Origin of the sequence: Bacillus sp. FSL M8-0256 (assembly GCF_038005765.1) — a bacterium.
GTDB classification, from domain to species: Bacteria; Bacillota; Bacilli; order Bacillales; family Bacillaceae; genus Bacillus; species Bacillus safensis.
The window spans coordinates 34,751-57,777 of the sequence record NZ_JBBOTU010000001.1 but is presented as its reverse complement, the minus strand read 5'-3'; the positions used below and the strand labels follow the sequence as shown (position 1 = coordinate 57,777).

At 42.4% G+C, this 23,027-nt stretch carries 24 protein-coding genes and 2 rRNA genes; 1 reads left to right on the top strand and 25 read right to left on the bottom strand.

What is annotated here, in order from left to right; genetic code table 11:
• Positions 1-25 precede the first annotated feature (25 nt).
• The 10 genes from purR to metG form a co-directional block, all read right to left on the bottom strand.
• Positions 26-859, bottom strand: a complete 834-nt coding sequence (gene purR / locus NSQ76_RS00305) for a pur operon repressor (protein ID WP_024425638.1) — start codon at positions 857-859, stop codon at positions 26-28.
• Between the two features lie 55 nt (positions 860-914).
• Complete coding sequence (gene ispE / locus NSQ76_RS00300; protein ID WP_019743558.1) at positions 915-1,784, bottom strand: 4-(cytidine 5'-diphospho)-2-C-methyl-D-erythritol kinase; 870 nt, start codon at positions 1,782-1,784, stop codon at positions 915-917.
• 146 nt (positions 1,785-1,930) lie between these two features.
• Positions 1,931-2,116, bottom strand: coding sequence for a small, acid-soluble spore protein, alpha/beta type (locus NSQ76_RS00295; RefSeq protein WP_017366434.1), 186 nt, complete (start codon positions 2,114-2,116; stop codon positions 1,931-1,933).
• Positions 2,117-2,279: 163 nt separating this feature from the next.
• Entirely contained in the window at positions 2,280-2,537 is a 258-nt protein-coding gene (gene veg / locus NSQ76_RS00290; RefSeq protein WP_024425637.1) for a biofilm formation stimulator Veg, read from the bottom strand.
• A 213-nt stretch (positions 2,538-2,750) separates the two neighbouring features.
• The gene (gene yabG / locus NSQ76_RS00285; RefSeq protein ID WP_024427198.1) at positions 2,751-3,635 is read right to left on the bottom strand and encodes a sporulation peptidase YabG; all 885 of its coding nucleotides are present in this window, start codon (positions 3,633-3,635) and stop codon (positions 2,751-2,753) included.
• A gap of 134 nt (positions 3,636-3,769) precedes the next feature.
• Entirely contained in the window at positions 3,770-4,648 is an 879-nt protein-coding gene (rsmA, locus tag NSQ76_RS00280) for a 16S rRNA (adenine(1518)-N(6)/adenine(1519)-N(6))-dimethyltransferase RsmA (RefSeq protein ID WP_025093515.1), read from the bottom strand.
• Positions 4,641-5,201 carry a ribonuclease M5 gene (gene rnmV / locus NSQ76_RS00275; RefSeq protein ID WP_017359323.1) on the bottom strand — a complete coding sequence of 187 codons (561 nt, stop codon included), beginning with the start codon at positions 5,199-5,201 and terminating at the stop codon, positions 4,641-4,643. The genes rsmA and rnmV overlap by 8 nt, the downstream gene beginning before the upstream one ends.
• 161 nt (positions 5,202-5,362) lie before the next feature.
• Positions 5,363-6,565: a G5 and 3D domain-containing protein gene (locus tag NSQ76_RS00270; protein WP_135033208.1), complete on the bottom strand. Its 1,203-nt coding sequence runs from the start codon at positions 6,563-6,565 to the stop codon at positions 5,363-5,365.
• 244 nt (positions 6,566-6,809) lie between these two features.
• Complete coding sequence (locus NSQ76_RS00265; RefSeq protein WP_135033207.1) at positions 6,810-7,577, bottom strand: TatD family hydrolase; 768 nt, start codon at positions 7,575-7,577, stop codon at positions 6,810-6,812.
• 81 nt (positions 7,578-7,658) lie between these two features.
• Positions 7,659-9,659, bottom strand: coding sequence for a methionine--tRNA ligase (metG, locus tag NSQ76_RS00260; RefSeq protein WP_341051689.1), 2,001 nt, complete (start codon positions 9,657-9,659; stop codon positions 7,659-7,661).
• Between the two features lie 520 nt (positions 9,660-10,179).
• On the opposite strand from metG, the gene NSQ76_RS00255 reads away from it, so the two are divergent.
• Positions 10,180-10,470, top strand: coding sequence for an AbrB/MazE/SpoVT family DNA-binding domain-containing protein (locus NSQ76_RS00255; RefSeq protein WP_087975202.1), 291 nt, complete (start codon positions 10,180-10,182; stop codon positions 10,468-10,470).
• Between the two features lie 45 nt (positions 10,471-10,515).
• Here NSQ76_RS00255 and rsmI read toward each other — a convergent pair whose 3' ends face one another.
• The 15 genes from rsmI to NSQ76_RS00180 form a co-directional block, all read right to left on the bottom strand.
• Positions 10,516-11,397 (bottom strand): 16S rRNA (cytidine(1402)-2'-O)-methyltransferase, encoded by an 882-nt coding sequence (gene rsmI, locus NSQ76_RS00250; protein ID WP_172881266.1) that lies wholly within the window; start codon positions 11,395-11,397, stop codon positions 10,516-10,518.
• On the bottom strand, positions 11,372-11,671 hold the full coding sequence (locus NSQ76_RS00245; protein WP_024425631.1) for a GIY-YIG nuclease family protein: 300 nt from the start codon (positions 11,669-11,671) through the stop codon (positions 11,372-11,374). The genes rsmI and NSQ76_RS00245 overlap by 26 nt, the downstream gene beginning before the upstream one ends.
• A complete protein-coding gene (locus NSQ76_RS00240) occupies positions 11,658-12,401 on the bottom strand; it encodes a tRNA1(Val) (adenine(37)-N6)-methyltransferase (protein ID WP_024427205.1) in 744 nt (247 codons plus the stop codon). Before NSQ76_RS00240 ends, NSQ76_RS00245 begins: the two co-directional genes overlap by 14 nt.
• A 55-nt stretch (positions 12,402-12,456) precedes the next feature.
• Positions 12,457-12,810 (bottom strand): DNA replication initiation control protein YabA, encoded by a 354-nt coding sequence (gene yabA / locus NSQ76_RS00235; protein ID WP_024425629.1) that lies wholly within the window; start codon positions 12,808-12,810, stop codon positions 12,457-12,459.
• Between the two features lie 14 nt (positions 12,811-12,824).
• Positions 12,825-13,652, bottom strand: coding sequence for a PSP1 domain-containing protein (locus NSQ76_RS00230; protein WP_327823330.1), 828 nt, complete (start codon positions 13,650-13,652; stop codon positions 12,825-12,827).
• A 2-nt stretch (positions 13,653-13,654) separates the two neighbouring features.
• Entirely contained in the window at positions 13,655-14,644 is a 990-nt protein-coding gene (gene holB / locus NSQ76_RS00225; protein WP_327823329.1) for a DNA polymerase III subunit delta', read from the bottom strand.
• Positions 14,645-14,655: 11 nt separating this feature from the next.
• Positions 14,656-15,096 (bottom strand): YaaR family protein, encoded by a 441-nt coding sequence (locus NSQ76_RS00220; RefSeq protein WP_024425626.1) that lies wholly within the window; start codon positions 15,094-15,096, stop codon positions 14,656-14,658.
• A 12-nt stretch (positions 15,097-15,108) separates the two neighbouring features.
• Positions 15,109-15,438 (bottom strand): cyclic-di-AMP receptor, encoded by a 330-nt coding sequence (locus NSQ76_RS00215; RefSeq protein ID WP_024425625.1) that lies wholly within the window; start codon positions 15,436-15,438, stop codon positions 15,109-15,111.
• A gap of 79 nt (positions 15,439-15,517) precedes the next feature.
• Positions 15,518-16,156 (bottom strand): dTMP kinase, encoded by a 639-nt coding sequence (gene tmk, locus NSQ76_RS00210; RefSeq protein WP_024427207.1) that lies wholly within the window; start codon positions 16,154-16,156, stop codon positions 15,518-15,520.
• Positions 16,153-17,562 carry an aminotransferase class I/II-fold pyridoxal phosphate-dependent enzyme gene (locus NSQ76_RS00205; RefSeq protein ID WP_327823328.1) on the bottom strand — a complete coding sequence of 470 codons (1,410 nt, stop codon included), beginning with the start codon at positions 17,560-17,562 and terminating at the stop codon, positions 16,153-16,155. The genes tmk and NSQ76_RS00205 overlap by 4 nt, the downstream gene beginning before the upstream one ends.
• A 77-nt stretch (positions 17,563-17,639) precedes the next feature.
• Positions 17,640-18,704: a toxic anion resistance protein gene (locus NSQ76_RS00200; RefSeq protein WP_327823327.1), complete on the bottom strand. Its 1,065-nt coding sequence runs from the start codon at positions 18,702-18,704 to the stop codon at positions 17,640-17,642.
• 18 nt (positions 18,705-18,722) lie between these two features.
• Positions 18,723-19,337 carry a 5-bromo-4-chloroindolyl phosphate hydrolysis family protein gene (locus NSQ76_RS00195; protein WP_034624452.1) on the bottom strand — a complete coding sequence of 205 codons (615 nt, stop codon included), beginning with the start codon at positions 19,335-19,337 and terminating at the stop codon, positions 18,723-18,725.
• A gap of 128 nt (positions 19,338-19,465) precedes the next feature.
• Complete coding sequence (locus NSQ76_RS00190) at positions 19,466-19,657, bottom strand: sigma factor G inhibitor Gin (protein WP_024425620.1); 192 nt, start codon at positions 19,655-19,657, stop codon at positions 19,466-19,468.
• Between the two features lie 171 nt (positions 19,658-19,828).
• A 5S ribosomal RNA gene (gene rrf, locus NSQ76_RS00185) occupies positions 19,829-19,944 on the bottom strand.
• A gap of 61 nt (positions 19,945-20,005) precedes the next feature.
• Positions 20,006-22,936, bottom strand: a 23S ribosomal RNA gene (locus tag NSQ76_RS00180).
• Positions 22,937-23,027: the final 91 nt, after the last annotated feature.

Sequence of the window (23,027 nt, the reverse complement as noted above, 5' to 3'; positions counted from 1 at the left end):
ATTCAAATACATGTTTAATCAAAGCTTACGCTTTCGAATGAAAAAACTCGTGGAAATTGCCTTCATTGATCTCAATGATTTTTTGCTTCATATCAATGGTAGAAAGCTTTAACAACGAGACATATTCATCGACAAGACGTTCATCTACGCCTTCATCTTCTAAAAGAACACCGATCCCTGCAACATTTGCATTAAATTCCTCAAGCAAATTCATCATGCCGTTAATGGTTCCGCCCGCTTTCATAAAGTCATCAATGATCAACACATTGGAGCCTTTATCTAAGCTTCGCTTTGCAAGGGACATGGTTTGAATTCGGTTAGAAGAACCTGACGCATAATTAATACTGACAGTTGATCCTTCGGTTACCTTATTATCTTTTCTAACGATCACAACAGGCACATTTAAATAACCCGCAACAGAATAGGCAATCGGAATACCTTTTGTCGCAACGGTCATGACGACATCAATCGCACGGTCCGCAAAGATGGTCGCAAACAGCTTACCGATTTTCGCAAGTATCGATGGATTGCCTAAAACATCGGTTAAATATAAATAACCGCCAGGAAGTACACGTTCAGGAGTTGATAATGCCTCTCCGATATCGTTTACTACGTCATCTGCTTCTTTTAGGTGTATTTTTGGAATATATTTCACTCCGCCAGCAGCGCCAGGTACAGTAAGCAATGTGCCTATTCCCTGCTGTTCGAAGGTCTGTTTGATAATCGTTAAGTCTTCACTAATGGAGGACTTTGCAGATTGATATCGCTCTGCAAAAAAAGTTAAAGGTACTAGTACGTGCGGGTGGGCTAACAAATAATTTGTTAAGTCCACCAATCTGCCGCTTCGACGAAACTTCATGAACTTACCCCCAGAACCCGAATAATTTATGAATAATATAACTTAATATACGGATTTAATCAAGGGCATTTTGTTCGCCGATCATGCGGACAGCGTATACTTGATCACAAAATCCTCTCAGTCCGTTATATATTCTTTGTACCTTCGATTCATATTGAATCAAGCCAAATACCGTTGGGCCGCTTCCACTCATTAATACAGCATCAGCACCGAAACGCTTCATCTGTCTTTTGATCATATCTACTTCTGGATACATCTTTAATGTCACTGACTCCAGAACGTTACCGAGTGAGCCGCACATCTCTTTATAATCTTTCGCTTCAATGGCTTCAATCATACGCTGTACATTTGGGTGTTCTACTTTGCTTGCGTCATATTGTCTATAAACTTCAGCTGTAGATACCCCAATCACCGGCTTCGCTAAAATCACCCAGCAATGCGGCGGTGTCGCGATATGCTTCAGTTTTTCTCCACGTCCTGTCGCTAGTGCTGTGCCTCCGTGTACACAAAAAGACACATCTGAGCCGATCTCCGCTCCAAGCTCAGCCAGTTCATCTAACGTGAGATTCAACTTCCACAAACGGTTTAAACCGCGAAGCGCTGCTGCAGCATCACTGCTGCCTCCAGCTAAACCTGCTGCAACAGGGATTGCTTTTGTGATGACAATCGATACTCCTTTTTGAATACCGAACCTTGTTTTGAGTAATTTAGCCGCCTGATAAGCCAGGTTACGCTGATCATCTGGCACAAATCGATTATGAGATGATACACGGATTTCGTCTTTGTCCAGCTCCGTCAGCTCAAGTCGATCTGCAAGGTCTATTGTTGTCATCACCATCTCTACTTCGTGATATCCATCCGGTCTTTTTCCATGGACATCAAGTGAGAGATTAATTTTTGCCGGTGCTTTTTCTAAAATACGCAAACATTTCACCTACTTCTCCATCTAAACATAAGTATCAATATTGTATCACATTTGATGGATCTGATGAATATTGGCTTTTACGCCCAGCACACTGACTTTTCCAACAAAAAAAGCCAGAGACACCTGAGGTATCCCTGACCATTTTTCTATCGTTGATTCTCTTCCTGAGCCATGTGCTGCTGAGCTAATTCGATGGCACGTTTGACCATATTACCCGCGTCACGCGCACGAATTTCCCCCCAGCCTCCATTTTTGACGGTATCATAAAATCCAAGATCCTTCGCCAGCTCGTATTTGAACTCATCTGACATAATGCCTCGGCGTCTACCCAAACGAAACAGCCCCTTTAGTCGAGAATTCGAATCAGTGCCACTGCTTTTGTGGCTTTCTTATTTTGTATCGAATCCTTTCTTTTACCCCTTTCAAAAAATGGACAGACTCCCATTCAGAAAAAAAGGCAAAACAAAAAGCAGTAAACAAGAAGTTCACTGCCCATTAATAGGCGACTGAGCTAGCGGCATCATCGAACGTTAATTCGACCGTCTCAGTCAGTATATCTGCATAACTGTAAGAAACTCTTTCAAACGAATTCTCATCTTGATCTAATTGAATCACAAATACAGAAGGGTACGTTTCAGCTAAAATGCCCGAACGCTCAATTGTTTTACGGCGGCCTCCGTTAGCCTTTAACGTCAAACGTTTACCTAAGTTACCATCAAGCGATCTTTTGATGTCGGACAAAGTCTTCGCCATTGCATCCACCTCACTGAGATAATTATACAACAACGGCCCATTTTTGTCAAATAAAAATTAAATTATATCAACCAACACGAGCCATTGTCAACAAAATAATTTTGACAAACTTCTACCTTTTCTCCTCCCTATTTTTCTCAAATTCCGGTGAATTATGTATCCGTTTGAAATTTCTTTTTACACATAAAAAAAACCAGACTGAAATCAGTCGGGTTATGTCGATTCATGGTCTTTTTTATATGGCATACCTACCCTTAAAACACCCTTCGTCTCGATGCCTCCGAGTCCTTTTTCTCTTGTTAATGTATTACGAAGCACATCCCATACGTTGATTCGATCTACAAATGGAGTGAAGCTGATCTTCGCAACGATATAGACGGGATCGAGCGCATGGATGTTCACACGTGAAGGTGAGCTTGCAAAATTGGCACCTGCTTGGATCAATGATTCGAAATGAGATTGACAGGCGCCTGCAAAGATCACAAGTTGATCTAAATGAGGAATTTTCTTTCTTGCTTTTTGAACCGTCTCAACGAAATGACGAGAATGGCGATAGGCACCGATATCATTTACGCCGCCCTTTTGCTTGGAATACGCATCATGCCCTGTAATGACCAAAATATCAGGCCGATATTGATCAAGTAACGAATCGATCACGCTTGGCATTTTCTTCTCATGGCAATGTACTCCATATACAGGCACACCAATTCGTTCATATACATCTAAGCATTTCTTTAAGTATGAAGCATCTCCATCTAAATGAAGGACCTTTCCAGGCATGTGAAAATACTGCTCCTGATGCTGATATTGTCCAGAAGTATAATACTCTTGTTTTTCACGCAGCAGCTGATAATCCTGTCTTAGTAAGTCGAGCGATTCGTTAATTTTCCGTTCGTCGTCCTTCTCCCTTGTCAGCTGCTCCTCTTTTTGAATTAAGACGAGATCCGACATCTTAGCATCAGCAATCAGCCTCACTTCATTCCCATGCAATATGGCAGTGGCTTCGTGCTGATCTGTCTCATCAATTCGAATGATTCGAAACATAATATCCATTTGATAGGATGCCCTCGTCACCATATCTCCTATTTGAAATTGCATGCTGTTCACTCCACAATCAGGCTCATATCCTGTTGGTATCGTCTTGCACTACACATGATCGCCTTTCATATATGCTGTTCTTTCTAGCCTATGCCCGAACAGTTGAAGTGGTGAAAAACAAAAGAAAAAAGCCCTTACGATAGGGCTTTTTGTAAAACATTCGACAAACGGGCAAATTCCTCAATGGATAATGATTCTCCGCGGCGCTTTCCATCAATATCTGCTGTTTGAAGTGCTTCTTCGATGATCGCTTTATGTTTTTTTCCATCAGGTAGATTATTCATCAAATTATTCATCAATGTTTTCCGGCGCTGGCCAAAGCTCGCTCGGATCAATTGAAAGAAAAACGCATCATTTTCTACTGAGACAGCAGGCGTTTCACGAACAGTCAGCTTAATCACAGCCGAATCGACATTTGGCTGAGGAACAAAAACCGTTTTAGGCACAACCATCACCGTTTTTGCTTCTGTGTAAAATTGAACTGCGATAGACAGTGAATTGTATTCCTTAGATGAAGGGACAGCTGCCATACGATCTGCTACTTCTTTTTGCAGCATGACCACAATCCCTTTCAATGGAAGGTTTTCTTCAAGCAATTTCATAATAATCGGTGTTGTCACGTAATATGGAAGGTTGGCTACGACCATCACTTCTTTACAGTCAGCAAAATTTTCCTCGATGACCTTTCTCACATCCGCCTTTAATACATCTTGATGAATGATCGTGACATTATCATATGGAGAAAGCGTATCGTTTAAAATAGGCAATAAACGCTGATCGATTTCAAAAGCGGTGACTTTCTTTGCACGTTTAGCAAGCTGCTCTGTCAATGCGCCGATACCAGGTCCAATTTCAATGACGCCGGTCTCATCTGTAACCTCCGCGTGATCGACAATGCGATCTAAAATATTTGTATCAATTAAGAAGTTCTGCCCTAAGCTCTTTTTAAAAGAGAAACCGTACTTCTTCAGTATTTCCTTCGTTCTGACGGGTGTCGCAATATCTTTATTCATCGGCTTCCTCCTGCATGACGGTCTTTAAGGCCGCAATAAAATCATGTTTGGTTATTTGGAACATGTGAAGGCGCTTTTGCAGCTGCTTCGCATTGGTATATCCTATATTTAAAAGCACTCCTAGTCGTTCGCGGCGGCGTTTCGATGCTTCGCCACCGATAAGGCCTGCGTCAAATAAGTCGTCTAATGTAATGTCACTTTCCGATTCTTCCATTTCTTCATGGACATGGGCAAGACATTCCCGAATACTGTCCAAGGAAGCATGCTCGACACCAATTCCTTTATCCCGCTTCGCCTTCGCAAGATGTTTTGGCAAAAAAGCGTGCTTACAGCCAGGAACTGCCTCTGCGATGGTTTTACGGATCTTCTCACCAGGAAAATCAGGATCTGTTAAAATAATGACCCCTCTCGTCTCCTGCGCAAGACGCACTTGTTGAATGACTGTATCGCCAATGGCGGATCCGTTTGTTTCGATCGTATCTGCATCAACCGCCATCTTCACTCTGGCAGTGTCATCACGACCCTCCACCACAATGATTTCTTTGATTTTCATGTATTCCTCCGCTTGCAAAAACAATCTACATTTTTTGGTTAAAAAAACGAAACCTTTCATGCTGCTTTTGCGTCTAATTAATTAGAAAACAGTGCTTCTATTATAACCAAAAAAACAGAGGGTGCGCAAAGCCCTCTGTTCATATAAATGATTTGATGTGTTTATTTGAGTACTCTAATCTTCACTCGTTTATTTCCCCATTGATAAGCTGCCGACTTACTTGGGACGAACACATCAATTTTATTCCCTTTTATAGCAGATCCAGTGTCTGATGCAACGGCATATCCATAGCCTTCCACATACACTTTTGAGCCCAGCGGAATGACACTCGGATCAACTGCTATGACCTTTGCACCCGGATTTGCTTTTAAATTAAAGCCTGTAGACGTTCTGCCCGTACATCCAGCACAGCTCGCTGTATAGGCTGTTGACGCCACATAAAATTCTTTTCCTGACGATTCATTGCTTCGTGAAACCGCAGGGGACACTGTAGGCTCCTTTTTGGCCACTTGTGTACCAATAGCCACTAATCGGTCCTTACTATCTTTTTCAGTCACTTCTTTAATCAATTCTTTAGACACCACTTTGCCGTTTTCTTTCACAATGGCATAGTGCTTCTTCAATTTACCTTCTTCACCTTTTTTAAGTACCTTCTCTTTCCCTTTTTCAAGAGAATGATCCTTTTTATGTTTGGTATCAAAAGCAATTTTCTCTTCCACTACATCGGTGACTTTTTCCACCCGAGTGATCTTTATATCTGCGCTCTTTTTAGAAAGGTTACTATGTAACGCAGGCTTGATCTTATCGTGCTTCTTGAGCTTTAGCTCTTGTTGCTTTAAAAAGTCAGCGACCGTAGTCGAAGTGGTCCACACTTTTTTATCTTTTCCTCCATCATTTAAGCTGACCTGGAAGGCCTGCTGAACCACAAGATTCATATCCTTTGTTAACTTGTCATTCTTTCCTGGAGTTACTTGATCGTGCTTCCCAATATCTATCTTCTCATTCTTCAATAATGCTCCAACCGTCTGATCTGTTGTCCATATCGTTTTCTCTTTCCCATCTAGGGTCAGATGAACCGGTATAGCCGCATCATACACAATGTTCATGTTGTCTTGAATCTTTGTATTTAGACTTGGAGAGATATGATCCTCCGCCTTGGTCCTTATGCCAAGTTCTGAAAGCAGCTGAGCTACTGTCTCTTCATGTGTACGAATTGTCTTCTCTTTACCATTGATTGAAATGGTAATAGACTGCTTAGTGAGCTCATGCGCACCGTAAGCCGTTCCAGTTCCAGCTAAAAGCAAGCAAACAACGAGTAATAAAACCTTGCCTTTTCCTAGCTTCACAGAAAACAGATTTTTCATTTTTTGTACGATGAAAAACGCCTCCTTCTCCTCGGAGAGATTATATAGAGTATCTCAAAACCTGTCAACCCTTCCACCCACTGTACAAAAATGCTCGATTGTAAACCTATTATGGGAGATTTATGGAAGGAAGGGAAGAAAGACTTATCGACAACTTATCCTATGAGGAGGCGCAAACGTGTAGAACTTTTTCGTTATGTTTCACAATTGGACAAGCTTAAACAAGGATTGACATCATATACTGTCAGTTTATACGGAAAACTTTTTTTGCATTTTTTGTTGTCAATTCAGCAAGCTCTTCAAAACTGATTTCTCTCAGCTCCGCAATCTGTTCTGCAATATATTTGACATAACTTGGCTCATTACGTTTCCCTCTAAATGGCACTGGCGTTAAGTATGGGCAGTCTGTTTCAATCAAAAGTTTGTCACTCGGTATCTCCTTTACAACTTCCTTTGGCTTTTTGGCATTTTTAAATGTCACGGGTCCACCGAATGAAATATAAAAGTTCATCTCCATACACGCTTTTGCAGTTTCTAGACTGCCAGTAAAGCAGTGCATAATACCTCCAACCTCAGCTGCTCCCTCTTCCTTTAAAATCGTCACGACATCTTCCGTTGCGTCACGATTATGAATAACGATTGGAAGATTCACTTCCTTCGCAAGAGCAATTTGGCGTCTAAAGACTTCCTTTTGCACATCTTTTGGCGACTTGTCCCAATAGTAATCCAGACCCATTTCTCCAATCGCAACCACTTTTTGGTGTTGAGATAAATCTTTGATCCAAGCCAAATCCTCATCTGTCATATCAATAGCATCGACTGGATGCCAGCCGATAGCTGCATATATGAAATCATACTCTTCAATTAATTCCATCGCTCTCGTAATTGTTGGGCGGTCAAACCCTACCACCACGATTTTCTCAACTTTTTCGCTTTTCGCTCTTTCGATCACCTGTTCTAAGTCTTCATTGTATTGTTCTGCATTCAAGTGGGCATGTGTATCAAATAACATGGTTGATTGCTCCTTTCGACAATTCTGCTAAAAAACAAAAGGTGTTCGACGAAATGTTACACGTGGAACACCTTTGTTGATTTATAAAATTTTTGTTCCATTTGCTAGAGTTTGATCTACTTCAAGAACCTGCAATTTCCCGCCTGTTTCTCCAGTTAAAATCATTCCCTGGGAAATTTCCCCTCTGAGTTTAACTGGGGTAAGATTTGCTACGCAAACGAGCTTTTTCCCTACTAATTCTTCTGGTTGATAGTGCTTGGCAATCCCAGAGACGATTTGTCTTTTTTCAAATCCAAAATCAAGCTGAAGCTTTAAAAGACGATCGGCTTTTTTCACTGGGGCTGCTTCCAATACCTGTGCAACTCGAAGATCAACTTTTGAGAAATCATCAAATGCAATTTCTGCTCCCAGCTCAGGTAATTCAGTTTCTTCGATTTCCACTTTCTCTTCTTCTACCTTAGGTGCACTTCCCTGCATTTTTCCTTTAATGTAGGCTACTTCTTCTTCAACCTCTAAACGCGGGAACAAAGGCTCTCCCTTTTGTACCGTTGCTTGTTGAATCGCACCAAATGATAGGATACTATCCCAGCTTTTGAGCTTATCTTCTTCAATTCCAAGCTGGAAGAAGATTTTCTCAGGTGTTTTCGTTAGGAACGGCGTTAAGAGTACTGCAGTGATTCGAAGTGATTCTGCTAAATGATACATAACAGAATGCAATTCTTTTCGTTTTGTTTCATCCTTTGCCAGCACCCATGGAGCTGTTTGATCAATATATTTATTGGTTCTGCTGATTAATGTCCAAACATTTGAAAGAACCACAGAGAATTCAAGATTTTCCATCGCTTCTTCATAGGCTTTAACTGTTTGTTCAGCTACTGCTTTCAGCTCTTCATCAAACTCATTAACAGGGCCTTTATAGCTGCTTAATGTGCCGTCAAAATATTTTTGGACCATCGCAACTGTACGATTAAGCAAGTTACCTAAATCATTGGCAAGGTCATAGTTTACACGTTCCACGAATCCTTCTGGTGTAAACACACCATCTGCACCAAATGGTACTTCGCGAAGCAGGTAATAACGAAGGGCATCGAGACCATAGCGATCAATTAATGTGACCGGATCTACCACATTCCCTTTTGATTTAGACATTTTGCCATCTTTCATGAGCAGCCAGCCGTGTGCGAAAATTTGTTTCGGCAGAGGCAGATCTAATGCCATCAACATAATCGGCCAATAAATCGTATGGAAGCGTACAATTTCTTTTCCTACGAGATGTACGTTGGCAGGCCAATATTTTTTATATTTATCATCTTGATCTGTTCCATAGCCAATCGCAGTTAAATAGTTGAATAACGCATCAATCCATACATAAATGACGTGTTTTGGATTGTTAGGAACTTTAATTCCCCAATCAAAGGTTGTTCTTGATACTGCTAAATCCTCTAAACCTGGTTTAATGAAGTTATTAATCATTTCATTCTTTCTTGATTCAGGCTGAATAAACGATGGATTTTTTTCGTAATAATTGAGCAAACGGTCCGCATACTTACTCATACGGAAGAAATATGATTCCTCTTTAATTAATTCAACAGGGTGGCCGCTGTCAGGGCTTTTTCCGCCAATGACTTCCCCTTTCTCATTACGCTCAACATCAACAAGCTGTGTTTCCGTATAGAATGTCTCATCAGGAATACTGTACCAGCCCTCATATTGATCTAAATAAATATCGCCTTGATCAAGCAATTTTTGGAAGACTTGCTCAATGATTTTCGTATGTCTTTTTTCTGTTGTACGGATGAAGTCATCATTCGAAATGTCGAGTTTCTTCCATAATGATTTAATGTCTTCAACGACTGGATCTAAATACTCGATCGGTGTGATATTTTGTTCTTCAGCTTTTTGCTGAATTTTTTGCCCGTGCTCATCTGTACCTGTTAAATACATCACATCATAGCCTTGAAGACGTTTATAACGAGCCATAGCATCTCCTGCTACTGTCGTATAAGCATGTCCAATATGTAATTTTCCGCTCGGATAGTAAATAGGTGTTGTCAGATAAAACGTTTTTTTCTTTTCCGGCATGTCGGAACCTCCTGCGTGTGTGTAAATGTCAAAAACTCCCGCCCAATGGACGAGAGCGGTTATCATCATTACATGAAAATGTGTCAGATCAATTCATTTAATTTTGCACTTGTGCTTTCTCTATGATACCATCTTAGCCTTTAAGATCAAGCATATATACATAGAACAAGCTGAAATGATCGAAAAAGATGAGTTTTTCGAAAAAAACGACAAACCCGTCGACATTTTGTCGAATATTGTCGTATGAAATCTATTTCCAGATTTACAATTGGCTAAATTAGGGCAAAAGTCTTGTTAATCTGATCTCGTCATTTCTTATATTTTCATAGGAAAAGCCTACAAAATCCTTATACACCAGTAGTTTCAAGGTCTTTTGACTTTAAGAGTCATATTTTACAAACAATAGTAAACAAAATGATTGACGATTTATGGAAACCTTGTTATGCTAGGAATGTAAGGAATTTGTCGAATAATGACGAAGATAATATTATTTTAAGAATAAGAACTTTTTGGGAGGAGAATGAAGATGAAATCTACAGGTATTGTACGTAAAGTTGACGAATTAGGACGCGTGGTGATTCCAATCGAACTTCGCCGTACGCTAGGAATCGCTGAAAAAGACGCTTTGGAAATTTATGTTGATGATGAAAAAATTATCTTAAAAAAATATAAACCAAACATGACTTGCCAAGTAACAGGTGAAGTATCAGACGATAACCTTAAACTTGCTAATGGTAAATTAGTTCTTAGCCGTGAAGGTGCAGAGCAAATCATTAACGAAATCCAAAACCAACTTCAATCACAAAAATAAGGTTCATATAAAAAAGGTTCTTGCACCGTTTGCAAGAACCTTTCTTTATTGTTCAATATGATAAGCATCGTATATCGTGCGCTTTGGTACACCACGTTCGACAGCTGTACGTTTAATGGCTTCCTTCGACGTTAATCCTTCCTCTATGTAATGGATCACATGTTCTTTTTCAGATAAGGACGTCCACCAAGCATCTTCATTCAGCTCTTCTTCAGCTTGATCATTTCCTTGTACCACAAGACAGAACTCACCTCGAATTTGATTCTCCGCAGCCCATGTCAGCACAGATTCTAAATCCCCACGAATAAACTCTTCGAATTTTTTCGTCAGTTCTCTCGTAATTGCGATGTTCCGATTCCCCCACACTTCCTTCATTAAAGTCAGCGTTTCTTTTAACCGATGGGGCGCTTCATAGAAAATGATCGTTTCTTGACGTTTCTTCAAGGCTTCAAGCTGCTTTTTCTTTTCTTTTTTCTGACGGTCGAGAAAACCATAAAAGAAAAATGGCTGAGGCGCGATTCCTGATGCAATGAGTGCTGTTAGTGCAGCATTTGCGCCAGGTAACGGAATGACATAGCCTCCAATGCTAGTAAAATCTCGAACCACTTCAGCCCCTGGGTCTGAAATCGTTGGTAAACCGGCATCACTCACAAGTGCGATACTTTTCCCTTCTTTTAGCCATTCGATTAACTTGTGGCCGCTGCTGTCTTTGTTATGCTCATGATAACTGGTTAAGGGTGTATCAATTTCGTATACATGACAAAGCTTTTTCGTTTGCCTTGTATCTTCTGCTGCAATATAGTCTACATCTTTTAATGTTTGTATCGCTCGGAACGTCATATCTTCTAGATTTCCGATCGGGGTTGGGACAAGATAAAGAATACCCATGCCAGATTGACCATCAAAGCTTTTCTGTGTCTTTTTCATGTGCCGCCTCCTTTTCCATTCGCATTTCTTCTATATAAATATCTTTCTTTTTCCGCGTCCACGTTTTGAAACGATATTCTTGCTGCATGGCTTCTCTTTTGGTTGCAAAACATTCATGATAAAAAAGCTCAACCGGCCGTCTCGCTCTTGTATACTTTGCTCCCTTTCCACTATTATGGGTTATCAGTCTTTTTTGTAAATCATTTGTATAACCCGCATACAGGCTGCCATCTGCACATTTTAATACATAGAAATAATGATTATGCTTCTCCATACAGTATCGTCCTGATTTCATCTGTATACTCCTGATCTTCCCCATAAACAAAAAGAGGCGGAAGAATTTTCAGATCTGGTTTTCCATCTTTTATGCCCTCTACCAAGATAGTATTGGCTTCTTTTCCTTGTTTGGGATAAACAAATTGAATTCGTTTCGGCTCAATTCGGTATTTTTTCATTAATTCAACAATCTCAAGCAGCCTTCCTGGTCGATGAACCATCGCCAGTTTCCCCCCTTGCTTTAGCAGCGTGGAAGAAACACGAATAACATCTTCTAATGTACAATGAATTTCATGCCGTGCAATCGCCAAATATTCATTTTCATTGATTTCATCCTTAGAGGGTGTTTTAAAATACGGCGGGTTACATGTAATCACGTCAACTTTATGGTTGCCGTAGCGTTCCGGCATATCATTCAAATCACCATGAATCAATTCGATCTGGTGCGCAAGTTGATTATACTCCACACTTCTTTTTGCCATATCAAACAGCCGTTCTTGAATTTCAACACCCGTAATCGAGGCCTTAGAACGAGTTGAAAGCAGTAATGGCACGATGCCATTTCCGGTACAAAGATCAATGATCTCTCCTTTTTGGATTGGCACATACGCAAATTTAGCTAATAACACCGCGTCCAATGAAAAGGCAAACACAGTTTTACTTTGAATAATCTTCATATCTTCGGCGAGCAGGTAATCTAAACGTTCATCTTCTCTTAACGAAACCATGATGTATCCTTTCTTTTCCTGTGAAAAAGGCTCCCGATTCAGCGGAAGCCTTTTCTCATTTTTTATTTAAAAATGACAGACAGAACAAACAGTCTCCCTCTTTACGAATGCTCCCATAATGTACATTACAAATATGGAAGCCCTCCTGATATAACCGGGCCAGGTTATCATGACCTTCTCCTATATCAGAATGACTTGGCTTCTGGGCAGAATCATTCTCTGCCTCAGACGATTTGTCTCGATCGGACTGATCCAGACGTTCACGCAAGTGCTGATTCTCCATTTGCAGCTGATGATTTTCTTCAATCACTTCACCGATATGATTTTTCAAATCACCTAACTGGCGATAAAGAGAACCGATTTGTTCTTCTAAATTAATCACCGTATCAAATAGTTCCTTTTTATCCAAGGTGGCACACCTCGTTACTCAGTTGTTTGTGCAGATACAACGCCTTCTTGTAATAATTCATCCCATGTATATTCTATCACTTTTTCTTGCCCGGTTAATTCAACTTGCAAAATTCGTTCTAAAATATTGAGCCCTACTACCTTTGCAGAGCCATTAGATGTCTGAATCGTTTCGCCGATATCCGGTAATTGTTCTTTCGCTGTTTCATACTCATCATTCTCATATTTCAAGCAGCACATCAAACGTCCGCATAGGCCTGAAATTTTTGTCGGATTTAACGACAGGTTTTGATCCTTTGCCATCTTAATAGACACTGGTTCAAAGTCTCCTAAGAATGTCGAACAGCAAAGCATTCGCCCGCAAGGACCAATGCCGCCAAGCATTTTTGCCTCGTCTCTTACGCCAATCTGGCGAAGTTCAATTCTCGTTTTGAAGATTGATGCAAGATCCTTCACTAGCTCACGGAAATCAACTCTGCCATCTGCTGTGAAGTAGAAGATGACCTTGTTTCGGTCAAATGTAAATTCAACATCAACCAATTTCATTTCCAGCCCATGTTCACTTACTTTCTGAAGACATGTATCAAAGGCTGTCATCGCTGCTTCTTTGTTTTCCTCAACGATGAGCCGGTCTCGTTCGTCTGCTACACGAATGACTTTACGCAGAGGGAGAACCACATCGTGTTCATCTACTTTTTTGTTGGCGATGACCACTTGTCCGTACTCAACCCCTCTAACCGTTTCTACAATGACACAACTATCATTTTCTATATGAAATCCATTAGGATCGAAATAATAGATTTTGCCCGCTTTTTTAAAGCGAACACCAATTACGTTGTACAAGCTTATCCCTCCTGCAACATCAACACCAATTGCTCCATCAGCCCTTGGGCATTCACGTTGGATTGAAGTCTCTTTTTCGCTTCTAATACAGCAAGGATCTGGCTGGTCACCATCTGCTGTGTGGAATGCAGCGCATGCTGCTTCATTGTCTGGAATAAGTCTTGATAAATGACTTTATCTTCATTTCCTATTTGAATCGACAATACATCACGATATATAAATAAAAGCATATCCAGACCTGTTTCTTGAAGGTCTTTCTCTTTGAAAAAAGGCATCCATTGATCCTGTATATAAAAAAATGCATGTTCTTTTCGCTGGTGTAAGACTTCATACAATTTTATCACTTTCGCTCTAGACTCTGCAAACTGATCATTTCGACTTAATTCGAGTGCTTCTGCTAAATTATTGGTTAAATTCGACAAAAGCCTTGCGAGATGCTGAGATACGCCTTCTTGTAAAAGCTGCTGCTCTAAGGATTGTGGCTGCAGCGGCTGAAAGCTGAGCATCTGACATCTTGAAATAATCGTATCCAGCATTTTATGCGATTGCTCAGTGATTAAAACCGCCATCGTTTCCCGATTAGGCTCCTCTAGGAACTTCAATAAACTGTTCGCGGCATTGACCGTCATTTTGTCCGCATGAAGAATAATATACATTTTCCGGTGAGATTCTACACCTGCTTTTGTAAATTCCTCTTGCAATTCCTGCACTTGCGCCTTTTTAATTGATTGGCCATCGGGCTGCACAAGATGTAAATCGGGATGGTTTCCTGATGCAATCCTTTTGCAGTTTTGACAGGATTCACATGGTTTCACTCCTGATTCCAAACAAAAAAAGCTCTTAGCCAAAAGCATCGCTGCATCCAGTTTTCCGGTTCCTTTTTTTCCTTCAAATAAGTAGGCGTGCGCAAGTCGGTCTTTATCAATACTATTAAAAATCAGCCGCATGACGCGCGGCTGCAAATCATTCATGTCATCCCAGCTAATTGCCATGTTATCACTCTCTATGTGTAAAGGTTAATCAATAAACCTTTTATTTCTCCAATACGTTCAAGCAAATCAATAGATGGTTTCTCTTGATCCATCATTTCCTCGGTTAATTCAATCAGCTTTTCATCTAAGGCTTTGACCAAAGCAAGTGTACGTGTGTTGCCATAAATGTCAAAGCTCCTTGATGTTTCTATATTTAAACCATTATCGACTGTCTCTTTCACAAAGCGCTTCACCAGTCCTTTAAACCTAGCCAAATCCTTTAGGTTTCGTGACTTTGCGAGCTTTTTTCCGAACACTTCGATATCACTCAGCATGACCGTCAACTGTTCTAAGCGCAGTTTGCCGCTTTGCGTCTCCATCGAAGCTTTAAAGGAGGCAGATGTCTGGCTTCCTTTCATCGCTTGAAGTTCACGCTTTTCTAAACGCAGCCGCATATCTTGATTAATTTTCACAGCAACCCATCCTTAAAATTGATGAAATTGTTCAACTGGCAGAATAAAAACAGTAGCTCCGCCAACTTCAACCTCAACAGGGTATGGTACGTATGAATCTGCATTTCCGCCCATTGGGGAGACAGGCGCGATCATTTGATCACGTTTACGGCAATTTTCTTTTATAAGCTGTAATGCTTTATCCACCCGGACATCATCACAACCAATAATAAAAGTCGTATTCCCAGACTTTAAAAACCCACCAGTTGAAGCTAATTTTGTCACGCCGAAATGATGTTCAGTCAATATTTTCAACAACTTGCTGCTATCTTGGTCCTGTACAACGGCAACAATTAATTTCATTTGATTGGCCTCCTTTATTTTAGGCACAGATGACATGCCGATGTCTTCCTCTATATTATAACAACGATTGGGAATTAGGTCATATTTGATTTTGCTTTAATGTGTCCTGAATCAATTGAAGGACTTCTTCATAGACAGCCTGCATCGGCTGAGACGCATCCACTACACGGAATCGTTCTGGCGATTGTGCAATAAGCAGTTCATAGCCTTCTCTGACAAGCTGGTGGAAATTCAGCGTCTCCATGTCTAATCGATTCTTTTCTCTTCCCTGGTTGGCATCAATTCGCTTTAGCCCTTCCTCAGGTGTAATTGAAAAATAAATGGTCATTTGCGGCATCGTGCCATTGATAGCAAAGTCGTTAATTGACTTTACTTCTTCAATCCCAAGCCCTCTCGCATAGCCTTGATAAGCAAGGGAGCTATCGACAAAACGATCACATAAAACCGTCTGCCCGCGCTGTAATGCCGGTTCTACCTTCTCAGCCAAATGCTGCCTTCTTGCGGCTGCATACAGCAAAGCTTCTGTTTTCGCATCCATTTTTGTGTTTTTTTCATTTAAAATGACTTCACGAATCTGCTCTGCAATGTCAATGCCGCCAGGCTCACGTGTCGCCATCACTGCATATCCTTGGCGTTCCATTTCTTCATACACTTTTCGAATCACTGTCGTTTTTCCAGCACCCTCTGGCCCTTCAAACGTAATAAACATACCGCTCATAGTGTCTCCTCTTCTATATAAACATATAATTTTCTCTGATGAATCACCTGACTGGCTTGAACATGAACCTGATGTCCAAGCAAACGGCTTAAAGTCGCAATCTGATCGATTTCAATACGCTCTCCCTTAACGATCAAAGGAATACCCGGTGGATATGGAATAACCGATTCTGCACTAACCCGTCCTGCTGCATGTTCAAATGGGACGGCTTCTATATCCTGTCTATGCTCCTCGTTGTCATCAGCCAGCGCCTCTCTTAGGAAATGATCTTTTCCTTTGAGCAATAAATTGCTTTGATTAAGGGCCTGCTCTATTCGTTTAAAAGGGATATCCTTCTTCTGTTCTAAACCAAAGACAAGTAAAACCTGATGTTCGTCCGCAAGCTCTGGGTGAACCTCCACTGATTCAAGTACTCGTTTTAGTTCATAACCAGTCAGCCCTTTGGTTGATCGAATCACACATTTTAATGGATCGTTAGAAAGCAATTCAGACTCGACCACTTCAAGCTGAGGTATACGATTGAACTCATTTTTCAGCTCTGCCAGCCCTTTCATGATTCCATCCAAAATCCCTTTTTTCTTGATCTCCTCGACATAGGCCCTTGCCACATCTAATGAGGCCATAATTGGATAGGATGGAGAACTGCTTTGAAGCATCGTGAGGAATGTTTTCAAACGTTTTGCATCCATTCGCCCTCCCTGTAGATGAAGGTAGGATCCCATCGTCATGGCCGGAAGGGTTTTATGTGCTGATTGTACCACCACGTCAGCTCCATAGGAAAGAGCAGATGGAGGAAAAGCGCCGCCTAATACAAAATGTGCCCCATGTGCCTCATCAACTAAAACGATCATGCCTGCTTCGTGGCACATGTCAATCAGCTTTGATAAATCAGCTGCATGTCCGTAGTAGTTTGGATAAGTCAAAACGATCGCCCTGCAATTAGGATGTTTGGCAATGGCTTTTTTGACTGTTTCATCCGTCACATGTGTTGGAACATGCAGGTGTGGATCTACCTCAGCTTCTACCATAATAGGCGTGGCTCCTGCAAGCTCAATCGCATGGTAAATAGACTTATGACAATTTCGCTGGACGAAAATCTCATCTCCCGCACGACAGGCTGCCATCACCATCGCTAAATTTCCGACAGTTGTCCCATTCACAAGAAAAAAGCTATGATCTGATCCATATAGCTTTGCCAATAAATGTTCAGCCTCTTGAATCACACCAGTTGGATGATGGAGATCATCTAACCCTTCAAGTTCTGTTACATCCAGCTGAAGAATTGAGTCATAATAAGACCGTGCCTCATCAAAAAAGACATCTCCATTGTGATGTCCTGGAACGTGGAAAGAATAAGGTTTCTTTTCCGCATGTTGTGCTAATGCTGTATATAAAGGTGTTTTCAAACAAATCGACCCTTTTCACTTTAACGATATCTTATGTCTATTATAACGTTCATACAAGGGAACCGAAAGATGGATTCTCATTCCTTTATTGGCTGGTGATTCGCCAGCTGCTGTTCTGCCTCATACATGCTGTTTTTCAATTGGGCTCGCTCTTGGCTTCCATGCTCTTTCACCTGTAACGTTTGCTGTAAGGTTTCAGCTAATTGGCGTTGAACCTTTTTCAACGTATCTATAGGTGCAAAAGCTGCCTCTTCAAGAAGCTCCCCCTGCTGCTTTGATACCTTTTCATATGTTTTTTGGATTCGATTCTCAAGAGCTGAATTGGCACGCTGTTGAATATGCGTTAATGCAATCGACATTTGGTTGATCCATAGAGGAATAGATGCAGAAACTGTTGATTGAATGTGATTGGCCAATGTATGATTCGTATGCTGGATCATTCGAATTTGGGCATTACATTGCAACGCAATTTGCCGGCTTAGCAGCAAATCATATTTCCGTTCTTTCAACCTCTCCATATATTCTTCTGCATTGACTTCCTGACTCATCAATTGCTCCTCTATAGTCCGATTACCAATCTGCTCCGGTTTTGATATGATCTGCTTCTCTAAAGTGGTCATTTTCGCTTCAACTGCTGCAACCTGCAGCGTCATCTCTTGGAAAAAAGTTTGATTTTCTTCAAATAAACGCTCTAATAACATATGATCCGAGATTAATCCGCCTTTTGCGTAACGAAGCCTTGCTGATAATCTTTCGATCTGTGATTTTGCATGTTGAAAACGCGATATGATTTCCTGAGTAGAACGCTTCTCCCGCCGAAATAACTTCGAAAAAAAACCCCGCTTCTTTGGCAGTAAGTCCTCCGGTTCTACTACATACAGCTGGTGCAAAAAGGCCTCAAGCACGTCTCCTATTTGATCGATATCTTTTTTCTCAACATATTTTATCATTTGTTGTGATTGTTCCAATAATCGTTCCTGCACACGTGTACCATAGAAAAGCAGCTTTTGCGGATTGTCAGGGATCTGCTCAGCACGCTGTATGGCTTCTTGTTTCTCCTCATCAGATAAGGTATCAAACACCTGAAACTGAAGATCTGTAGTGGAAGCAGATGCTGTTGGGATGTGATCTTCTGGTTTCATTACGTTTGACTCCTTTCATTATTTCTTTATCATCTTATCTGCCACTTCAAGCTCAATATGAAGGGCTTCTATGTCTCTTCCTAATACTTGCTGCAAATCATTCGTCAATTGCTTTTGCAGTTCTGTCAGCGTCACTCGAGTTTGACTGAGTGTCATTTCCAGCTCATGACTGCGATCAGGCTGATTATACAATAGTGCATATTTTTCAGTTAGTTCAACGACAGAATCCAAGCTTTCAAAATAAAAACGCTGTGCATCATAAAACCGGGTCGGCTCTTTTTTTGTAATCGTATAGATTCGTCGTGCAAGTCGGAGAATTTCATAATTATGTTTGATCGTCTGTACGTTCTTCACAGCAAATAAAGCCTTCTTTAAACGTACGAGCTTTTGTCCTGCTTCTTTTAAATGCTGTTTGATATATACATAATCACTACGAGACAGTCCGTGTTTCTTTAAAAACAACTGGAAAGCAATCCATCTGCTCCCTGCAAACATCACGCCCCACCCCATCATCGCATACAGTATCGATAATCCAACATGATGATGGAAAACCCCAATACTGACGGTTAAAATCACAAGCGAAAAAAAAGTAGAGAGGATGGCCCATATAAATGTATAAAAGATTGATTTCATGTTCATCGACTCCTATGAATAATCAGGCTCTCTGTTTATCTTATTATTAATTACGGATGATGTCCAAACTAAGTTCCAAAAAACAGGCCCAATCCTCCATAGCTCATAAAAAAAGACCATCTAATGGTCTATGAATACAAAGGCGGCGTATGAAGATTTTTTAGCTTTCTAACATAATCGGCATAGCTAGGATCCGAGGTCGATGTAGAAATTAACTTTCTCTCACATTCTCGGCACAAAAACTGATGATATAAATAAATTCCCTTTGTTTTTTTCTCTTCACAAATCAAACAAATCGCTTCTCGCTCTTTTTTGCTCATTGTGACACCTCCACTTATAGCTTCAGTATGCCCTAGCGCTTTCAATTGTATACAAAATTAAGAATGTTTTAGATGGTAGTTTAGTATATGTATCCATGTCAGATCGAGTGTTTGTTCCTTTTCTTAAAAAACAAAAAAGACCAGTTCCGACTGGAACTGATCCTTATAGAAGCTTGGCGGCGTCCTACTCTCACAGGGGGAAACCCCCAACTACCATCGGCGCTGAAGAGCTTAACTTCCGTGTTCGGTATGGGAACGGGTGTGACCTCTTCGCTATCGCCACCAAACCTGATGGAGAGAATGTTCTCTCAAAACTAGATAACAATGTTCATGCTTCACAATAGAATATAGGTTAAGTCCTCGATCTATTAGTATCTGTCAGCTCCACGTGTCACCACGCTTCCACCTCAGACCTATCAACCTGATCATCTTTCAGGGATCTTACTTCCTTGCGGAATGGGAAATCTCATCTTGAGGGGGGCTTCATGCTTAGATGCTTTCAGCACTTATCCCGTCCGCACATAGCTACCCAGCGATGCCCTTGGCAGAACAACTGGTACACCAGCGGTGCGTCCATCCCGGTCCTCTCGTACTAAGGACAGCTCCTCTCAAATTTCCTGCGCCCGCGACGGATAGGGACCGAACTGTCTCACGACGTTCTGAACCCAGCTCGCGTACCGCTTTAATGGGCGAACAGCCCAACCCTTGGGACCGACTACAGCCCCAGGATGCGATGAGCCGACATCGAGGTGCCAAACCTCCCCGTCGATGTGGACTCTTGGGGGAGATAAGCCTGTTATCCCCGGGGTAGCTTTTATCCGTTGAGCGATGGCCCTTCCATGCGGAACCACCGGATCACTAAGCCCGACTTTCGTCCCTGCTCGACTTGTAGGTCTCGCAGTCAAGCTCCCTTGTGCCTTTACACTCTGCGAATGATTTCCAACCATTCTGAGGGAACCTTTGGGCGCCTCCGTTACATTTTAGGAGGCGACCGCCCCAGTCAAACTGCCCACCTGACACTGTCTCCCTGCCCGATAAGGGCAGCGGGTTAGAAGGTCAATACAGCCAGGGTAGTATCCCACCGATGCCTCCACCGAAGCTAGCGCTCCGGTTTCCAAGGCTCCTACCTATCCTGTACAAGCTGTACCAACATTCAATATCAGGCTGCAGTAAAGCTCCACGGGGTCTTTCCGTCCTGTCGCGGGTAACCTGCATCTTCACAGGTACTATAATTTCACCGAGTCTCTCGTTGAGACAGTGCCCAGATCGTTGCGCCTTTCGTGCGGGTCGGAACTTACCCGACAAGGAATTTCGCTACCTTAGGACCGTTATAGTTACGGCCGCCGTTTACTGGGGCTTCAATTCGCACCTTCGCTTACGCTAAGCGCTCCTCTTAACCTTCCAGCACCGGGCAGGCGTCAGCCCCTATACTTCGCCTTACGGCTTCGCAGAGACCTGTGTTTTTGCTAAACAGTCGCCTGGGCCTATTCACTGCGGCTTCTCGGGGCTTTAACACCCTAAGAAGCACCCCTTCTCCCGAAGTTACGGGGTCATTTTGCCGAGTTCCTTAACGAGAGTTCTCTCGATCACCTTAGGATTCTCTCCTCGCCTACCTGTGTCGGTTTGCGGTACGGGCACCTCTCACCTCGCTAGAGGCTTTTCTTGGCAGTGTGGAATCAGGAACTTCGCTACTAAATTTCGCTCGCCATCACAGCTCAGCCTTCACGGGAAACGGATTTGCCTATTTCCCAGCCTAACTGCTTGGACGCGGATATCCAATACCGCGCTTACCCTATCCTCCTGCGTCCCCCCATTGCTCAAATGGTGAGGAGGTGGTACAGGAATATCAACCTGTTGTCCATCGCCTACGCCTTTCGGCCTCGGCTTAGGTCCCGACTAACCCTGAGCGGACGAGCCTTCCTCAGGAAACCTTAGGCATTCGGTGGACGGGATTCTCACCCGTCTTTCGCTACTCATACCGGCATTCTCACTTCTAAGCGCTCCACCAGTCCTTCCGGTCTGGCTTCACAGCCCTTAGAACGCTCTCCTACCACTGTTCGTAAGAACAGTCCGCAGCTTCGGTGATACGTTTAGCCCCGGTACATTTTCGGCGCAGAGTCACTCGACCAGTGAGCTATTACGCACTCTTTAAATGGTGGCTGCTTCTAAGCCAACATCCTGGTTGTCTAAGCAACTCCACATCCTTTTCCACTTAACGTATACTTTGGGACCTTAGCTGGCGGTCTGGGCTGTTTCCCTTTCGACTACGGATCTTATCACTCGCAGTCTGACTCCCAAGGATAAGTCATCGGCATTCGGAGTTTGACTGAATTCGGTAACCCGGTAGGGGCCCCTAGTCCAATCAGTGCTCTACCTCCGAGACTCTTACCTTGAGGCTAGCCCTAAAGCTATTTCGGAGAGAACCAGCTATCTCCAGGTTCGATTGGCATTTCACCCCTACCCACACCTCATCCCCGCACTTTTCAACGTGCGTGGGTTCGGGCCTCCATTCAGTGTTACCTGAACTTCACCCTGGACATGGGTAGATCACCTGGTTTCGGGTCTACGACCACGTACTCATGCGCCCTATTCAGACTCGCTTTCGCTGCGGCTCCGCATCTTCTGCTTAACCTTGCACGGGATCGTAACTCGCCGGTTCATTCTACAAAAGGCACGCCATCACCCGTTAACGGGCTCTGACTACTTGTAGGCACACGGTTTCAGGATCTATTTCACTCCCCTTCCGGGGTGCTTTTCACCTTTCCCTCACGGTACTGGTTCACTATCGGTCACTAGGGAGTATTTAGCCTTGGGAGATGGTCCTCCCGGATTCCGACGGAATTTCACGTGTTCCGCCGTACTCAGGATCCACTCTGGAGAGAACAACATTTCAGTTACAGGGCTGTTACCTTCTTTGGCGGGCCTTTCCAGACCTCTTCGCTTATATCGTTCCTTTGTAACTCCGTATAGAGTGTCCTACAACCCCAAGAGGCAAGCCTCTTGGTTTGGGCTGTTCCCGTTTCGCTCGCCGCTACTCAGGGAATCGCATTTGCTTTCTCTTCCTCCGGGTACTTAGATGTTTCAGTTCCCCGGGTATGCCTTCTCATACTCTATGTATTCAAGTATGGATACTACTCCATTACGAGCAGTGGGTTTCCCCATTCGGAAATCTCCGGATCAAAGCTTGCTTACAGCTCCCCGAAGCATATCGGTGTTCGTCCCGTCCTTCATCGGCTCCTAGTGCCAAGGCATCCACCGTGCGCCCTTTCTAACTTAACCATTTCTTACTTTAGAAAGAATCACTATGTGTGATGAACTTTGCATTGCATTCAATGTGAATGTATTACTTATTGTTATCTAGTTTTCAAAG

What these genes read in the sequence shown, in the direction of transcription:
- purR (WP_024425638.1), bottom strand. Translation starts at nt 859, where the DNA reads ATGAAGTTTCGTCGAAGCGGCAGATTGGTGGACTTAACAAATTATTTG.
- veg (WP_024425637.1), bottom strand. Translation starts at nt 2,537, where the DNA reads ATGGCGAAGACTTTGTCCGACATCAAAAGATCGCTTGATGGTAACTTA.
- yabG (WP_024427198.1), bottom strand. Translation starts at nt 3,635, where the DNA reads ATGCAATTTCAAATAGGAGATATGGTGACGAGGGCATCCTATCAAATG.
- rsmA (WP_025093515.1), bottom strand. Translation starts at nt 4,648, where the DNA reads ATGAATAAAGATATTGCGACACCCGTCAGAACGAAGGAAATACTGAAG.
- rnmV (WP_017359323.1), bottom strand. Translation starts at nt 5,201, where the DNA reads ATGAAAATCAAAGAAATCATTGTGGTGGAGGGTCGTGATGACACTGCC.
- NSQ76_RS00270 (WP_135033208.1), bottom strand. Translation starts at nt 6,565, where the DNA reads ATGAAAAATCTGTTTTCTGTGAAGCTAGGAAAAGGCAAGGTTTTATTA.
- NSQ76_RS00265 (WP_135033207.1), bottom strand. Translation starts at nt 7,577, where the DNA reads ATGTTATTTGATACACATGCCCACTTGAATGCAGAACAATACAATGAA.
- metG (WP_341051689.1), bottom strand. Translation starts at nt 9,659, where the DNA reads ATGCCGGAAAAGAAAAAAACGTTTTATCTGACAACACCTATTTACTAT.
- NSQ76_RS00255 (WP_087975202.1), top strand. Translation starts at nt 10,180, where the DNA reads ATGAAGATGAAATCTACAGGTATTGTACGTAAAGTTGACGAATTAGGA.
- rsmI (WP_172881266.1), bottom strand. Translation starts at nt 11,397, where the DNA reads ATGAAAAAGACACAGAAAAGCTTTGATGGTCAATCTGGCATGGGTATT.
- NSQ76_RS00245 (WP_024425631.1), bottom strand. Translation starts at nt 11,671, where the DNA reads ATGGAGAAGCATAATCATTATTTCTATGTATTAAAATGTGCAGATGGC.
- NSQ76_RS00240 (WP_024427205.1), bottom strand. Translation starts at nt 12,401, where the DNA reads ATGGTTTCGTTAAGAGAAGATGAACGTTTAGATTACCTGCTCGCCGAA.
- holB (WP_327823329.1), bottom strand. Translation starts at nt 14,644, where the DNA reads ATGGCAATTAGCTGGGATGACATGAATGATTTGCAGCCGCGCGTCATG.
- NSQ76_RS00215 (WP_024425625.1), bottom strand. Translation starts at nt 15,438, where the DNA reads ATGAAATTAATTGTTGCCGTTGTACAGGACCAAGATAGCAGCAAGTTG.
- tmk (WP_024427207.1), bottom strand. Translation starts at nt 16,156, where the DNA reads ATGAGCGGTATGTTTATTACGTTTGAAGGGCCAGAGGGTGCTGGAAAA.
- NSQ76_RS00200 (WP_327823327.1), bottom strand. Translation starts at nt 18,704, where the DNA reads ATGAAACCAGAAGATCACATCCCAACAGCATCTGCTTCCACTACAGAT.
- NSQ76_RS00195 (WP_034624452.1), bottom strand. Translation starts at nt 19,337, where the DNA reads ATGAAATCAATCTTTTATACATTTATATGGGCCATCCTCTCTACTTTT.
- NSQ76_RS00190 (WP_024425620.1), bottom strand. Translation starts at nt 19,657, where the DNA reads ATGAGCAAAAAAGAGCGAGAAGCGATTTGTTTGATTTGTGAAGAGAAA.